Raw genomic sequence first — 15,007 nt, 5'->3', positions numbered from 1 at the left:
CGTCAGTGGTGGTGGCCCTGCCGGCCGAGGGTCTCCACCGGCGTCGCGCCGGGGCGGGTCCACTGCGGCACGGGGCGGCTGGTCGGGCCCCAGGTGGCGTTCCCGTCCGCGTCCGAGCGCCAGGACCAGCACGGGACCTGCCCCTCGGGCCAGCCCTCGGGGTTGTCCTCCCACGCCTCGCCGCGGCCGTAGGGCGTCATGTCGAGCAGACCGAGGGACCCGTTGACCCGCTCGTTGCCGCGGCCCGTCGTGGAGTAGGTGAGGAACACGCGGTCCCCGTCGCGCAGGAAGCAGGTGAGGTAACCCATCTCGCCGCCGACCGGCGCGTCCACGTCGCGTACCGAGTACCAGGGCTGGGTGTAGCCCATGAAGTCGACGTAGGAGGCCACCTCGTCCCATCGGCCCGAGGTCAGGACGGCGAACGAGACACCGCGGGCGTTGAGGTAGACGGCGTCCTTCAGGTGCCAGGCCGTGGTGGTGCAGCCCTCGCACTGCCCCTGGTGCGGGGCGCCGTCGTACCACATGTGTTTGTAGACCACGAGCTCGTCGCGGCCCTGGAACAGGTCCAGGAACGGGACCGGGCCGTCGGGGCCGACGACCTCGACAGTCCCGTCGAACTCCACCATCGGCAGCCGGCGGCGGGCCGCGGCGATCGCGTCGCCCTCGCGGGTGTGGGCCTTCTCGCGGACCAGGAGCTCGTCACGGGCGGCCTGCCAGGTGGCCGGGTCGACGACGGGCGGGCGGCCGGGCAGCTCGGTGGTCGGGGCGTCCGGGGTGGTCGTCATGGTGTCCTCCGTGGTGTCCTGTGCCGGGCGGTGCCGTACGCCTCGTACGACACTCACCGGAACAGACTCGCGACCCGGCCGAAACTCATCGCGGGGGCCGGGCGGCCTCCAGGTCGGCGATGCTGCCCGACATGATCGTCCGCACGTGCTCGGTGATGTGCTCCACGGGCCAGTTCCACCAGGCCACCGCCAGCAGCCGGGCGACGTCCTCGTCGCTGTACCGGGTACGGATGAGGCGCGCGGGGTTGCCGCCGACGATGCCGTAGTCCGGCACGTCACTGGTGACCACGGCGCCGGCTGCGATGATCGCCCCGTGCCCGATCCGCACGCCGGGCATGATCGTCGTGCCGTGGCCGAACCAGACGTCGTTGCCGACCACGGTGTCACCCCGGTCGGGCAGGCCGGTGAGCAGGTCGAAGTGCTCGGCCCAGGAGCCGCCCATGGTGGGGAAGGGGAAGGTCGAGGGGCCGTCCATGCGGTGGTTGGCGCCGTTCATGAGGAACCGCACTCCTGTGCCCAGCGCGCAGAACCTGCCGATGATCAGCTTCTCCGGCCCGTAGTGGTAGAGCACGTTGCGCGTCTCGAACGCCGCCGGGCCGTCCGGGTCGTCGTAGTAGGAGTACTCCCCGACCCTCCATCGGATGCAGGACGGTCGGGTCGGCGGGTACGAGCACGGGGGTTCCTCATCGGTAGCGGGTTCGTGTCCGGTCCATGGTCCCCTCGCGGGCGAGGTGCGCGGGGGCGAGGCGAGTAGTACAAGGCATCACGCATGGTCTTCCGGGCAGGGGAGACGGTGTTCCGGTCCGTGTCGAACGCCTCAGGGAGCTTTCGTGTCCGCAACCGACAGGGATGCAGCCGCCGTGCCGGAGAGGGAGGAGGAGACCCCGCTGCGGCGGGCCATCGGCCCCAGACTGCTGGTCCTGTTCGTGATCGGTGACATCCTCGGCACCGGCATCTACGCCACCACCGGTCAGGTCGCCGGCAAGGTCGGCGGGGCGCTGTGGCTGCCGTTCGTCATCGGGTTCGCCGTGGCGATCCTGACAGCCGCCTCGTACGTCGAGCTCGTCGGCAAGTATCCGAAGGCGGCCGGAGCCGCGCTCTACACCCAGAAGGCGTTCCAGGTCCCGTTCCTGACGTTCATCGTCGCCTTCATGGTCATGTGCTCGGGCCTGTCCTCGGCGAGCGCGGCGGCCCGCGCCTTCAGCGGGGACTACCTGTCCGAGTTCACCGGCTTCTTCCCGCCCACGCTCGTCGCGATCCTGTTCATCCTCGCCCTGGCGGCGCTGAACCTGCGAGGCGTGTCGGAATCCGTGAAGACCAACGTGGTCCTCACCGTGGTCGAACTGACCGGCCTGCTCGTCATCCTCACGATCGGCGCCTGGGCCGTCCTGACCGGTGACGGCGAACCCTCCAGGCTCGGGGAGTTCCAGGCGGAAGGCAGCGGTCACACCCTGCTCACCAGCGTGCTGGGGGCGACGGCCCTCGGCTTCTTCGCCTTCGTCGGCTTCGAGGACTCCGTCAACATGGCCGAGGAGACCAAGGATCCGGTGCGGACGTTCCCGCGTGCCGTCTTCACCGGCGTTGCCGTCACCGGCACCATCTACGTCCTGGTCGCCCTGGTCTCCTCGCTGCTCGTCGACTACCGCGTGCTGGAGGACTCCAGCGGCCCGCTGCTGGAGGTCGTGAAGGCCGGCGGGCTCGACTTCCCGCCCAAGCTCTTCGCCCTGATCGCGCTGTTCGCGGTCACCAACTCGGCACTGATCAACATCATGATGGCGTCCCGCCTCTGCTACGGCATGGCGAACGAACGCATCCTGCCGCGCTCCCTGGGCCGCGTCCTGCCCCGGCGCCGCACCCCGGTCGTCGGCATCGTCTTCGTCTCGCTCCTCGCCATCGGCCTGGTCTCGACCGGGGAGATCGAGGGCCTCGGCGACACCACGGCCTTCCTGCTGCTGTGCGTCTTCGCCGTCGTCAACATCGCCGTCCTGGTCCTGCGCCGCGACCGCGTCGAACACCGGCACTTCCGTACGCCGACCGCCCTGCCGGTGCTCGGCGCGGTCACGGCCCTGATCCTGGCCAGCCCGTTGGCCGACCGGCCCGCGGACGTCTACATCCGGGCGGGCGTGCTGGTGGCCATCGGTATCGGGCTGTGGGTGCTCAACAAGGCGGTGCTCAAAGTACGCGGCGCGGCGTGAGCCGGCCCGACCGCCGGGCGGCGCGCCGAGAACCGGCACCGGGCCACCACGGCTCCCGCGCGACGGCGGCGGGAGCGTGATGGCCCGGCAGAGGGGTTTCACAGTGGTTCAGCGCGGTTCAAGGTCGTTCCGGGCGGTCAGGGTTCGTTCAGCGCGTGAACGTGACCCGGTGTTCCTTCAGGGTGCCGCAGTTGGAGCCGTACACCTGGACATACACGTTGTTGATGCTGCCGCCCCAGTCGACGCAGTGACCCTTGCCGTAGACGTAGGTCGGTCCGGCGTAGGACGTGTACCGCCCCTCGTCCGAGTCCCCCGTCTCGGTGTCGGGGACGTAGACCCACGCGGACATGGCCAGGGCGGTGCCCGGGTTGTTGCGGATGGTCGCGACGCAGTTCTGCCCGTTGGCGGCGTTGTACGTCAGATAGACGGTGCCGAGCGAGCCGACGTTCGCCGAGTTCACGGTCTTGTAGCTGCTCCCGCAGACCTTCTGCGGCGTGGTGTTGGGCGCGGCGGAGGCCGGCGCGGCCAGGGCGGTCGTGGCCCCCACCGTCAGCGCGGCTAACGCGGAGGCGGCCAGGACGGAACGGGTGAATCTCATATTTCCCCCTTGCAACTCTTCGAGGTGGTTGCTCCTGCATGGTGTGACCCGCGGGCCGTCCAAAGGGTTGTGCCGCGGTCCGGGGAATTTCGTTGCGCGGCAGGGGAGTTGGCGGGAGAGGCCCGAGCATGCCCAGACCTCGTCACTCTTACTCGCGAGTCACTTTCACCACACGCGAGATCCCGAGGATCTGCCCAGGGGTGTCACACATGCTGCACATCCCCCTTCCAAAGTCTCGTTAGCGTTACGGCTCGAGCCCACGTGCGAACGTGACCAGGCCGCGGCCGGCAAGCCGCCGGCACAGCCAGATCGGGAAGACCACACATGGACTACTGCTCCTCGTGCCGTCGGCACCTCAACGGCGCCTTGGTCTGCCCGGGGTGCGGCGCCTACGCCCCGGACATCGACCCCTCCGCCGCCGACGGCCGTACCGGCCCGGACGCATGGGCGTACCCGGCCGCCTCCGGCGCATGGCGCGACGGGAACGTGGACGGGAACGTGTGGGACGACGGCAGCGTCTGGGACACGAACCGCGCCGGCACGCGGGAGCTCCCCCTCGCGTACACGGGATCGTCCGGCGGCCGCCCCCCGACCCTCGGCACCGACCCGTCCGACGGCCACGGGCCCCTGAGCACCGGCTCGTCCGACGGCCACGAGACCCCGGACACCCCCGGGACCGACGGCTACCAGGCCCCGCAGCAGGGGCGCGCGGCACGACGCCGTCAGATGGCCCGCTGGAAGAAGAACCAGCGCCGGGCCGTCGTGGCGACCGCCGTCGCGCTCGTCGGAGGCGGTCTCACCGTCGCTGCCATGAACGGCAACTCCACGCACGGCGTGCAGTCGGCCACGGCACCGCAGGACACGACCATGGGCGGCGCCGACGGTCAGGCGCCGACGTACACCGAACCGACCTCGACCCGGCACGACACCGCGCGGTCCTCGGTCACGCCCACCACTCCGCCGCACGCCGGCCGCACCGCGCAGCGCGAGCAGCCCCGCACCGCTCCCCGCAGCACCCCGGCGGACCCGCGGACGGACGCGGCCACGACGCCCCGCGAGCTGCCGAAGACGACGCAGCCCAGGACCACGGTCCCGAACACCGTCGACACCGTCACCGGCAACGCCGGCAAGTCCACGTCGACGGTGACCGAGCAGACGCCCCCGCCCGCCGCCGACACCGGCGACGACACACAGCAGGCCGCGTCTCCCGAGACGACCCCGTCCACGGCGAGCCCCACTCCGGCCGCGACGCCTCCCTCGAATTCCGGCTCCGACTCCAAGGAGCTGTGCCTGCTCGTCATCTGCCTGGGCTGAGTCGAGCGAAGGCGCCCGCCGGAAACCGGTGGCCACACCGCGGCCGCCCTTCGTAGCGTCGGACGCATGGCAGACGAGTGCTTCCGGCATCCGCGGCTCGCCGCGGTCTACGACCCGCTCGACCCCGACCGTGCCGATCTCGCCGCGTACCTGCGCATGGCGGAGGAGTTCGGGGCGCGCCGGGTGCTCGACATCGGCTGCGGCACGGGCGTGTTCGCGCTGCTGCTGGCGGAACGCGGGGTCGACGTCGTCGGCGTCGATCCCGCCGGCGCGTCCCTGGACGTGGCCCGGGGCAAGCCGGGCGGCGAGCGGGTGCGGTGGATCCACGGCGATGCGACGGCCCTCCCGCCCCTGACCGCCGACCTCGCGACCATGACGGGCAACGCCGCCCAGGCGGTCGTCGGTCCCGAGGACTGGCGGAGCACCCTGCGAGGGGTCCGTGCGGCACTGCGGCCCGGCGGCCGCTTCGTGTTCGAGACCCGGGTTCCGGCCCGCCGCGCCTGGGAGGAGTGGAACCGCGAGGCCACGCACACCGTGACGGAGGTGCCAGGCGTCGGTGCCGTCGAGTCCTGGGCGGATCTGCTGGACGTGAGCGGGCCGCTGGTGACGTTCCGGTGGACCTATGTGTTCGCCGCGGACGGGCAGGTGCTGACATCGGACTCGACACTGCGTTTCCGTGAGCGGGAAGAGGTCGAGGCGGAACTCGTCGCGCACGGCTATGTGGTGGAGGACGTGCGCGACGCGCCCGATCGGCCGGGCCGGGAGTTCGTGTTCGTCGCACGGCGTCCGCGACCAGCCGGCTGACGCGGCCTGCCGCCTCCGCGCAAGCGGAATCCGCCCGTACAATCCTGGCGACCAAATCGGGGGGCGTCAGCAGCGGGGGAGTCCGCGTGGAAACCGTCATCGTGCAGTTGACCGGTCCCGCACAGTGGGGCGGGGATGAGACAGGCAGGCCCGACCTGCTCCATCTGGGGCCCGGGGACACCGCCGACTTCGGCCGCGGCACCCCCGGCGGTGCGGGGGTGCGCATCGTGCTGACCGACCCCGGGATCTCGCGCCGGGCCGGGCAGTTGGAGGCGGCCGGGGACTACTGGCGGCTGTCCAACTTCAGCCGCAGCGTGTCGTACGTCGTGGAGAACCTGGAGGGAGCGGGCGAGTACCTGACGGTCGCCCCGGGGCGGCTCGGCGCGCCCGTGCCGTTCGAGTTCTCGCGCGTGGTGCTCCCCGCCCTGTCCGGTACGGCGGCCTTCAAGGTGTTCGCACCCCAGCACGCCTACCTCGGTGAGCAGTGCGCGCCGGGTGGTGGGGAACAGACCGTCCACCCCTTCGCCCTGGACCCGACGTCGAAGTACTTCCTCGTGCTGGTGGCCCTGTGCGAACCCCGGCTGCGGGACCCCTCCGACACGGCGCTGCCGGGTGTCGGGCAGATCGTGGAGCGGCTGCGGCCGCTGGAGGCGTGCCGGGACCTGACCCGCTCGGCGGTCAACTACCACATCGACTACCTGGCCTTCGCCAAACTGCGCCTGGACCTCGGGGAGGAGACCGCGACCGGATCCGACGGCGGCCGCACGGGAGCCAAGCGCTCCCGGCTCGCCTCCGTGGCCCTGCGCTTCGGCCTGGTGCGCGAAGAGCACCTCAGCCTGCTGCCTGCCCGCGGAGCGGGCCGTCTCACACCGCAGGAGGCCGGCGCATGACGGGATCCGACGCCCCGGACGACCTGGAGATACCCGGGCCGCCCCGCCTCCCGGAGGGGTTCCGGATCGACGGCTGGGAGGTGGGCCCGGTCATCGGCTCCGGCGGCTGGGGGACGGTGTACGAGGCCCGTACCGTCGCCGACGGCACGCCCGTGGCCGTGAAGGTGCTCCCGACCGGAGCCCTGGGGCCCGGGCAGCGCGCCGCGCTCGGTGAACTCGTGGAGCGCGAGGTCCGGTTCAGCGCCGAGGCCGACCACCCCCACCTGGTGCGGACCCACGCCGTGTGCACCGTCGAGGCACCGGAACTGCCCGCCCTGGACGGTGCGTTCGCGCTGGTCATGGACCGTGCCGAGGCCAGCCTGAAGGACGTCCTGGACGCCGCCGCCACCGGCGGGCCGATCGACGGCGCCGATCGCGTCCTGCGCGGAGTCGCCGCCGGACTCGCCCACATGCACGACGCCGGCTGGGTGCACGGCGACCTCAAGCCCGCCAACGTCCTGCTGGGCCCGGGCGGGCAGGTGTGGCTGGCGGACTTCGGGCTGGCCACCGAACTCGACGGCACCCACGCCCACCTGCCGCCGCTCGGCACCCTCGACCACCTCCCGCCCGAGTGGTGGTCCCAGCGCACCGGCACCCAGGGCGCGGTCGTCCGGCCCACCGCCGACATCTGGGCCTTCGGCGTCCTCGCCCACCAGGTGCTCACCGGTGGGCTCCACCCCTTCCCGGGCGCGACGGCCCGGGCCCGCTCCCTCGCCGCCCAGGCCTACGCACGCGGCACCGCACCCCTGCGGCTCGACGCCGGCCTCGGCGACGGCCTGCGGCGGCTGATCGCCGACTGCCTGGCGCCGGACCACACCACCCGGCTCCCGTGCACGGCCCGTGACCTCACCGCCCGGGTCGAGGACCTCACCGGCGGCCCGCCCCGCCGCCGGAGACGCCTGCTGCCGGCCGCGGCGGCCGGGCTCGTCGTCCTGACCGCCGCACTCGCCGGGGCGGCACTCCTCGGCGGAACCGGTGACACCCAGGACGACGACCGCGACAGCGGGGCCCCCACCCCCGCCTCCGTCACCGGCGCGCACCGCCCGGTGCCCGGCGAGATCCCGGAGGACTCCGACGTACCCGAGGCGCTGCGCCCCGTCATCGCCCGCGCGGCCCACCGCTGCACCGACGAGGAGATCACTCCCGCCCTGCTCGCCGCGCTGCTCAAGGCCGAGAGCGGCTTCGACGCGCACGCCGCCCGCCCGGAGAGCGACGAGTACGGCATCGCCATGTGGACGCCGTCGGTGTTCCGGGCCTGGGCGGTGGACGGCGACGGTGACGGCGACAAGGACCACATGTCGCCGCCGGACGCGATCGCCACCATGAGCCTGTACGTGTGCTGGCTCGACCAGCGGTTCAAACAGGCGGGAATGCCGGAGAAGGACCTGCCCGCGCTGGTCGCGGCCGGCTACCGCACCAGCGACCGCACGGTCATCGATGAGGGCGGCGTTCCCGCACGGGTACGCCCGCACGTGGACAAGGTGCTGGGCTACCTCGCCGAGTACGAGCGCTGACCGCCGGAGCCGCACTCCGGGACGCCCGGCAGCCGGTTGTCCGGCGAACTGATGTAGACGTTGGAGATGTAGCCGCCGTACTGGGGCAGATAGGCCCACCACTCGTTGGTGTACGGCGGCACGCTGACCACCTGGCCCGGGGTCTGGCAGCCCACCAGCACCCCGACCCCGGCCGGGAGCCGCGTGACCCGGGCGTCGCCCGTGGCCGGTCCCTTGCGGACGTTCACGAACTCGCCCCAGGTGCCGAACCACGCCCCCGCGGGCCGCACCCCGCCCGGCACGTCCAGCGAGCGGGTCAGCAGGCCGAGGTCGGTGTACGCCTTCCCGTACGACGTGCCGACCGGATGCAGCGTCAGCACGGCCACGATCGTGCGGTCGTCGGCGCCCACCGTGCCGGTGGTGTGCAGTGCGGGGCGGGTGAGGTCCACGCGGGCGGCGGTCCTGCTGCCGTCAGCGGCGGCCGGTTCCGCCTCGCCCGCCGTCGCCGAGGCACCGCACGTCCCCCTCGCGTACTCCCCGGACCAGCCCTGCTTCACCGCCCACGGGCGGTCGAACGAGCCCGCGATGCCGAAGTGCTGGTCGAAGCTGTCCGAGGCGCAGCGCGTGGAGCGGCGCAGGTTGTCCATGACGAAGTCGCGTACGGGGGCGGGCGCCTCGTCCAGGATGTAGCGGTAGATCGCCACGGTGTCCCGGGCCGAGAGGGCGGTGTAGCCCCAGTAGCCCTCGTACCCGGCGGGCGGCGGCGCGGTGTCGCGCAGACCGAGGCGGGCCGTCATCCGGTCGATGATCGCCGAGCCGCCGTACTCCGACCAGTAGTGGTTCGCGGCCTTGTCGTCGCTGCTGCGCAGCATCGGCTCCAGCAGCGCCCGGTCGGCCTCGGGGATCGGGTGGCCGGGGCCGCGTTCCCACAGGAAGTCCAGGGCCAGCAGCAGTTTGACGACGGAGGCGGACCGGAAGCGAGCGCTCTCGGCGACCTGTTCGGTGAACGTGCCCGTCCTGCGGTCGAAGACCGCGATCCCGGCGGTGACGCCGTCCGGGATCCGGGCGGCCTGTGTCGCGGGGGCCGTCCCCGGCCGGGGGAGCGCAGCCGCACCGCCCGTGAGCGACGCCACCGTGGCGAGGGTCGCGAGCGCGGCGGCACCGCGCAGGAGCAAGCGCATGGTTGCCCTTTCTGAAACGGGACGACCTGGGGGTTCGACCCTGATAAGTGTCAGGTGTCGCCGGCTTGGTGACCGCCCGTACGGTCACCCCAGTGAGCGAGGCGCCGGTCGGACCGCCGGACCGCACGCACACGACCAGAACATCCGCCGACACACATGAAAGAGGGGGCTCATGAGCCGCCGATCGCTCAGGACACTGCTGGCCGCCGGGGGCGCCGCCGCGGTGATGGCGCTCCTCCCGACCTCCGCCCAGGCCGCGCCGCACTCGGGCGGCAACTACGGGGCCTACGGGAACGAGGGGCAGTACCCCACCACCAACTACTGCTCGGGAACGTTCCGGCAGATCGGGGCCACCAAGTACGCCGAAGGCATGGCCCTGAAGTACTTCTACTCCGACAAGTGCGGCTCCTTCGCCCGGATCGAGAACTCCCGGCCCGGCTGCGCCGCCGTACTCCACCGTTCCGACAACGGCGTGGGGCGTGTCGACGGCTGGGTCTCCGAGACCGTCGACTCCGGCATCACCTACGCCTACACGCAGATGGGCAACAACCTCAACGGCCGCGTCTCACGGGCCGTGCTCACGTGCGACGGCCACGACCTGACCGAGACCGGCTGGTACTGAGCCGCACACACGCCACAGGGGGCGGCCGGTGCTCCGGTCCGCCCCCTGCGGCGCATGGTGCGTCAGCAGTCCGGGACTCCGGCGATCTTCTGGCCGCCCCGGATGTACAGGTTGTTCACCCAGGCGATGTCACTGCCGGCGAACTCCTGGACCGCGGTCCACCAGTTGTTGGTGCCGACGGCCGGGTCGTGCACCGTCTGGCCCTGCGTCTGGCACACGGCGTCCGCCCACCACTGCGAACGGACCGCGAGACGAGGGGAGTCGGAGGTCGGCTGCTGGCGCAGGTTGACGTCGGTGGCCCAGACGTAGACGTCGGTCAGGGTCGGGTCGCCGCTGTTGGCAGCGGCGGCCGGGGCCGCCTGGGCGGTGGTGGCGAGGCCGCCGACGGCGAGCGCGGCCACGGCGAGGCCCATGGCGGTACGGCTGATCATTCGCTTCATGTGTCTGTCCCCCGTAGGACGATGGTGTGGTCGGGTGTGGTCATGGTCCGGGTCAGCAGCGCGCCGAGGCGGGCAGGTCGCCGTACTCGTCGCCCTTGAGGTAGACGGCGCTGACGTAGCCCTCGAGGAGCTTCACCCAGACGTCGTTGGAGTAGCCGTTGTCGGTGATGCGCTCGCCGCGGGTCCAGCAGTAGGCGCCGAGCGGCTGCCCGGCCGGAACGGTGGCGAGGATTCCGTAGGAAGTGCCGGGTCCGGTACGGACGTTGACGGTCTCGTACGGCACGACCGCGTACGGTGCCGCCAGGACGCGGGCGCCGCCCTGCTCGCCGGTGGCGGACGCGGCGGCGGTCCCCGCGGTGAACGGGCCGAGCAGTGCGAGTGCCCCGGCGCCGACGAGCGCGGCCCTGGCGAAGATGCGAGTGGACATGTCGTGTTCCCCCTGAAGGTCTGGCCGACGCTCAGAACTGTAGGGAGACCAAGGGCGGCGCGGTCCCTGACAATTGTCAGGGTCGCGCGGGACAACAGGGGTATGTGCGGGGGGACTTGGCCTGCTCGGCGTGGGCGGCGCGATACGGCCGAAAACCGCTCGACGGCCACACCCGCCGCTGTCTACCATCCACCGCGCGGCATCGCGTGTCGGTCACCGGCCGGGTGAGGCATGGAGGTGCCGCGGAGATGCCCGTGGAGGCATTCAACCGTGTCAGTCGAGTTCAACCACACCATCGTCCTGTCCCGTGACCGGGAGAAGTCCGCCCGCTTTCTCGCGGAGATCCTGGGTCTGGAGGTCGGGGCACCGGCCGGGGTGTTCCTGCCGGTGACGACCGACAACGGCGTCACGCTGGACTTCCTCACCATCGACGCCGACATCCCCATGCAGCACTACGCGTTCCTCGTCTCCGAGGACGAGTTCGACGAGGCCCTCGCCCGGCTCGTCGCGGCCCGGATCCCCATCCAGGCCGACCCGCACGGCAACCACCCGCGCCGGATCAACCGCAACGACGGCGGCCGGGGCGTGTACTTCCTCGACCCGGCGGGCCACGGCCTGGAGATCCTCACCCGCCCGTACGGCGCGGACCCGTCCTCGCCGCTGAACGGCGTCACGGAGGACGTGCCCGGGGCGGTCTGAGCCGGCCCGGGCCGGGGCCGGGGCGAGCTGCTCCCGGCCCCGGCCCGGCCGTTCAGGCGCCGTCCTTCAGCGTCAGGGGAGTCGGCTCGGGGCCGGTGTCCGGTGCGTGGTCGGGGCGGGGGAGCAGGACGGGAGTGACGAGAAGCAGGACGCCGGCGAGGGCGATGGCCGTACGGGGGCCGGTCAGGTGGGCCAGCAGGCCCCACAGGGCGGTCACGGCCGCTGTGGTGGCCTTGCCGGTGGCCGACCAGGCGGACAGGGTGCGGGTGACCCGGTCCGCGGGGGTCCGGTCGAGGCGGTACGTGGCGAACACCGGGTTGAACACGGCACAGCAGGTGATCAGCCCGAACTCGACCACCATGACCAGCGCCAGCCCGGCCGTACCGGGGCCGACGAAGGCCAGGCCCAGCGACCAGCACGCCCGCAGCACCCCCGCGCTGAGCATGACCCGATGCCGGCCGAACCGGGTGACGAGCCGTGGTGCCAGACGAGAGCCGAGCAGGCCGCCCGTGCAGGGCACCGCGAAGGCGAGCGCGTACTGCCAGGGGGCGAACCGCAGATCATGGATCATCAGGACCATCAGCGGTGGAGAGGCCGCCATGATCAGAGAGTTGGCGAGGACCGTGTTGAAGAAGAGCGGGCGCAGTGCCGGGTCGGCCAGGATGTACCGCCAGCCGTCGAGCAGGTCGCCCGCCCGGGGCCGGGCCTCGCCGGTCGCGGGCGGCACCGGGTGTTTCTCCTCGCCGCCCATCGCCCGGAGGCCGAACGCCGAGAGCAGATAGCTCACCGCGTCGGCCACCACGGTCGTCACCGGACCGAACAGCCCGATCGCGGCCCCGCCCAGCGGCGGCCCGACCATGCTGGCCGTCCAGCTCGTCGCCTCGAACCGCCCGTTCGCTACGAGCAGGTCCCGCCGCGGCACCAGCTCCTTCAGGAACGCCCCGGCCGCCGCGTTGAAGGTGATGTCGGCCGCCGCGACGGCCACCGACACCAGCAGCAGCTGGCCGAAGCCCAGCCGGCCCAGGGCGAACGCCACGGGGATGCTCAGCAGCGCCGCGCACCGGACCAGGTCCGTCGCGATCATCACCGGCCGTTTCCGGCGGACCTCCACCCACGGCCCGAGCGGCACCGACACGGCCGCGCCGACCGCCGGTCCCACCGCCGCCAGCAGCGACACCTGCGTCGGTCCGGCGTCCAGCACCAGGACGGCGAGCAGCGCGAACGCGTCGAACGCGAGCCATGTGCCGGCCGTGCTGACCGCGTACGCGCCCCACAGCCACCCGAACCGCCGCCCCAGCGACCGTCTGCCCGCCATCCCCGGCGCACACTCCCAGCTCCCGCGGACAACCCGATGTTGACCGGCAGCCATCCAAGCGGGCACCGGGCCGCCCGGGCAAACAACCGTCCGTCACCCGTGACACAACCATCCGTTGTGACACACGGACGGTCTCCCCGGGGGTGAGTCGGCTCAGCGCTGGTAGAGACCCACCAGCGTGCCGTCCGCGATGCGGCGCTTCTCGACCTCCTCGTGCACCTGGTCCGCGCGGGGCGCGTCGGGCAGGACGCACGGCTCGGACAAGGCGTAGAGCCGGAAGAAGTAGTGGTGGGCGTCGTCCCCGGGCGGGGGATGCGGGCCGCCCCAGCCCGGCTGCCCGTAGCCGTTGACGAGCTCCGTGCCACCAGGTGGGCAGTGCCCGGCCTCGACGCCGTCGCTGTGCGGGTCGATGCCGACCACGACCCAGTGCGCGAAGGTGCCCGACGGGGCGTCGGGATCCTCGCAGAGCAGGACCAGTTCGGCCGCGTCGTCCGGTACGCCGCTCCAGGTCAGCGGCGGAGAGACGTTCGGTCCCTCGTACGCGTACCGGCGCGCGATGAAGGAGTGGTCGTTGAACGCGTTGCTGCGCAGTTGGATGCCGGTCATGTGCCCCGGGGTACCCCCGCGGGACCCGGACATGCGGTTCGGGACCCACCGCCTCGGGTACCCGGGAGCCGTCCGGAACGAGCCGGAAAAAAGAGGCAGCGGGCCGGAAAGAGGTAGGGGACGGAGGAACACGAGGATGTCTCCCCTGGCAGAAGACTCCGCGGCACACCCCCGGGAGGACCGCCGCGCCCCCGCCCGCACCGCGCGGCTGCGCAACCGCATCCCCGAGCCCGACGAGGAACCCGACCTGCTCGGCCAGTACCTCGGGCAGATCGCGGCGACGCCGCTGCTCACGGCGGCGGACGAGGTCCGGCTGGCCCGGCGGATGGAGGCCGGCGTGCGGGCGCTGGAGGAACTGGAACGGGCCGATGCCGGTGAACTCGACCTCGCGCCCGAGCGGCGGGGACGGCTGGAGGAAGCGGCCCGGGACGGGCAGGCCGCCAAGGACCACATGGTCCGGGCCAACCTCCGGCTCGTCGTGTCGATGGCCAAACGGCACGCCCACCGGGGGCTGCCCCTGCTGGACGTCATCCAGGAGGGCAATCTGGGGCTGATCCGGGCCGTGGAGAAGTTCGACCACACCAAGGGCTTCAAGTTCTCCGCGACCTGGTGGATCCGCCAGGCGATCGAGCGGGGCCTGGCCGCGCACGCGCGGACCGTACGGCTGCCGATGCACGTCGTCGAGCAGCTCCAGAAGGTCGCCAAGATCGAACGGCGTCTGCAGCTCGACCTCGGACGCGAACCGAGCATCGAGGAAGTGGCCCGGGAGAGCGGCCTCGCCGTCGACCGGATCGGCTGGCTGCGCCACGTCGGCCGGCAGGCCGTCAGCCTGGACACGCCGGTGGACGAGACCGGCGAGACCGTCGTCGGCGACCTCATTCCCGACACCGAGGTGCTCCAGGCCCCGGAGGTGGCCGAGTACCAGGCCCTCGCCGAGGAACTGCACGAGGCCGTCGGCACGCTCGCGCCCCGCGAGGCCATGATCCTCAGCCTCCGCTACGGCCTGCACGACGGCCACACCCGCAGCCGCGACGAGGTCGCCCGCCGCGTCGGCCTGACCCGCGAGCGCGTCCGCCAGCTGGAGAAGGAGTCCCTCGCCCGGCTACGGGCCCCCGAGAACCGCGAGCGGCTGGTGGCCTGGGCGGGCTGACCTCCCCGTTCACGACGCTCCTGGACGGGGCACCGAGCCGCCACCGGTTCACCCGCCCGTGGTGCTGCCGGACGGGCTGCCCGAACAGCCACCGGTTCACCCGCCTCCGGTGCTGCTGGGCCCGGCGCCCGGGCCCCACCGGCTCCTCCCGGCGGTGGTGCTGCTGGACGGGGTGCCTGAGCCGCCGCTGGTTCGCTCGTCTGCGGTGCGGCTGGACGCGGCGGCGAGCCGCCACCGGTTCGCCCCCCTGCGGTGCTGTTGGGCCCGGCGCCCTGGCCCCCACCGGCTCATCCGTCCGCGGTGCTGCTGGACGGGGCGTCCGAGCCGCCACTGGTTCATCCGCCCGCTGCGCTGCCGGACGGGGCACCGAGCCGCTACCGGTTCGCCCGCCTGCGGTGCTGCTGGACGGAGTGCCTGAGCCGCCGCTGGTTCGCTCGTCTGCGGTGCGG

The 15,007-nt window shown here is 72.5% G+C and carries 15 protein-coding genes and 1 pseudogene; 8 read left to right on the top strand and 8 right to left on the bottom strand.

Annotation, left to right across the window (positions count from 1 at the left end):
• Positions 1-2 precede the first annotated feature (2 nt).
• The gene (locus SCNRRL3882_RS03905; protein WP_010043662.1) at positions 3-785 is read right to left on the bottom strand and encodes a DUF899 domain-containing protein; all 783 of its coding nucleotides are present in this window, start codon (positions 783-785) and stop codon (positions 3-5) included.
• 85 nt (positions 786-870) lie between these two features.
• Positions 871-1,556 (bottom strand): annotated as a pseudogene (locus tag SCNRRL3882_RS42185) (CatB-related O-acetyltransferase).
• A gap of 59 nt (positions 1,557-1,615) precedes the next feature.
• Here SCNRRL3882_RS42185 and SCNRRL3882_RS03895 point away from each other — a divergent pair.
• Positions 1,616-2,980, top strand: a complete 1,365-nt coding sequence (locus SCNRRL3882_RS03895) for an APC family permease (RefSeq protein ID WP_029181435.1) — start codon at positions 1,616-1,618, stop codon at positions 2,978-2,980.
• Between the two features lie 148 nt (positions 2,981-3,128).
• Here the strand turns inward: SCNRRL3882_RS03895 and SCNRRL3882_RS03890 are convergent, their stop codons facing one another.
• On the bottom strand, positions 3,129-3,578 hold the full coding sequence (locus tag SCNRRL3882_RS03890; RefSeq protein WP_010043667.1) for a hypothetical protein: 450 nt from the start codon (positions 3,576-3,578) through the stop codon (positions 3,129-3,131).
• Positions 3,579-3,902: 324 nt separating this feature from the next.
• Here SCNRRL3882_RS03890 and SCNRRL3882_RS40685 point away from each other — a divergent pair, with 324 nt between their 5' ends.
• From SCNRRL3882_RS40685 to SCNRRL3882_RS03865, 4 genes are all read left to right on the top strand, one after another.
• A complete protein-coding gene (locus SCNRRL3882_RS40685; RefSeq protein ID WP_010043670.1) occupies positions 3,903-4,892 on the top strand; it encodes an SCO2400 family protein in 990 nt (329 codons plus the stop codon).
• Between the two features lie 66 nt (positions 4,893-4,958).
• Positions 4,959-5,696, top strand: a complete 738-nt coding sequence (locus SCNRRL3882_RS03875; RefSeq protein ID WP_010043674.1) for a class I SAM-dependent methyltransferase — start codon at positions 4,959-4,961, stop codon at positions 5,694-5,696.
• Positions 5,697-5,782: 86 nt separating this feature from the next.
• Positions 5,783-6,586 (top strand): hypothetical protein, encoded by an 804-nt coding sequence (locus SCNRRL3882_RS03870; protein ID WP_010043676.1) that lies wholly within the window; start codon positions 5,783-5,785, stop codon positions 6,584-6,586.
• Positions 6,583-8,139, top strand: coding sequence for a serine/threonine-protein kinase (locus SCNRRL3882_RS03865; protein ID WP_010043678.1), 1,557 nt, complete (start codon positions 6,583-6,585; stop codon positions 8,137-8,139). The genes SCNRRL3882_RS03870 and SCNRRL3882_RS03865 overlap by 4 nt, the downstream gene beginning before the upstream one ends.
• Here the strand turns inward: SCNRRL3882_RS03865 and SCNRRL3882_RS03860 are convergent.
• Positions 8,115-9,299, bottom strand: a complete 1,185-nt coding sequence (locus tag SCNRRL3882_RS03860; RefSeq protein WP_010043680.1) for an SH3 domain-containing protein — start codon at positions 9,297-9,299, stop codon at positions 8,115-8,117. The two genes, SCNRRL3882_RS03865 and SCNRRL3882_RS03860, sit on opposite strands and share 25 nt — an antisense overlap.
• Before the next feature lie 172 nt (positions 9,300-9,471).
• On the opposite strand from SCNRRL3882_RS03860, the gene SCNRRL3882_RS03855 reads away from it, so the two are divergent.
• Positions 9,472-9,921 (top strand): hypothetical protein, encoded by a 450-nt coding sequence (locus SCNRRL3882_RS03855; RefSeq protein WP_010043682.1) that lies wholly within the window; start codon positions 9,472-9,474, stop codon positions 9,919-9,921.
• 62 nt (positions 9,922-9,983) lie between these two features.
• On the opposite strand, the gene SCNRRL3882_RS03850 is transcribed toward SCNRRL3882_RS03855, so the two are convergent.
• Positions 9,984-10,361 (bottom strand): hypothetical protein, encoded by a 378-nt coding sequence (locus tag SCNRRL3882_RS03850; RefSeq protein ID WP_029181436.1) that lies wholly within the window; start codon positions 10,359-10,361, stop codon positions 9,984-9,986.
• Positions 10,362-10,413: 52 nt separating this feature from the next.
• Positions 10,414-10,788: an SH3 domain-containing protein gene (locus tag SCNRRL3882_RS03845; protein WP_010043686.1), complete on the bottom strand. Its 375-nt coding sequence runs from the start codon at positions 10,786-10,788 to the stop codon at positions 10,414-10,416.
• 270 nt (positions 10,789-11,058) lie between these two features.
• Between SCNRRL3882_RS03845 and SCNRRL3882_RS03840 the strand changes: the two genes are divergently transcribed.
• The gene (locus tag SCNRRL3882_RS03840) at positions 11,059-11,487 is read left to right on the top strand and encodes a VOC family protein (RefSeq protein WP_010043688.1); all 429 of its coding nucleotides are present in this window, start codon (positions 11,059-11,061) and stop codon (positions 11,485-11,487) included.
• A 52-nt stretch (positions 11,488-11,539) separates the two neighbouring features.
• Here the strand turns inward: SCNRRL3882_RS03840 and SCNRRL3882_RS03835 are convergent, their stop codons facing one another.
• On the bottom strand, positions 11,540-12,802 hold the full coding sequence (locus SCNRRL3882_RS03835) for an MFS transporter (RefSeq protein WP_010043690.1): 1,263 nt from the start codon (positions 12,800-12,802) through the stop codon (positions 11,540-11,542).
• Positions 12,803-12,955: 153 nt separating this feature from the next.
• Positions 12,956-13,408 (bottom strand): YbhB/YbcL family Raf kinase inhibitor-like protein, encoded by a 453-nt coding sequence (locus SCNRRL3882_RS03830; protein WP_010043692.1) that lies wholly within the window; start codon positions 13,406-13,408, stop codon positions 12,956-12,958.
• Positions 13,409-13,544: 136 nt separating this feature from the next.
• Here SCNRRL3882_RS03830 and SCNRRL3882_RS03825 point away from each other — a divergent pair, with 136 nt between their 5' ends.
• The gene (locus SCNRRL3882_RS03825) at positions 13,545-14,558 is read left to right on the top strand and encodes a sigma-70 family RNA polymerase sigma factor (RefSeq protein ID WP_010043694.1); all 1,014 of its coding nucleotides are present in this window, start codon (positions 13,545-13,547) and stop codon (positions 14,556-14,558) included.
• Positions 14,559-15,007 lie beyond the last annotated feature (449 nt).

Origin of the sequence: Streptomyces chartreusis NRRL 3882 (genome assembly GCF_900236475.1) — a bacterium.
In the GTDB taxonomy this organism is placed as follows: Bacteria; Actinomycetota; Actinomycetes; order Streptomycetales; family Streptomycetaceae; genus Streptomyces; species Streptomyces chartreusis_D.
Note: the sequence above shows the minus strand (reverse complement) of the source record. Positions and strands in the feature narration are given on the sequence as shown.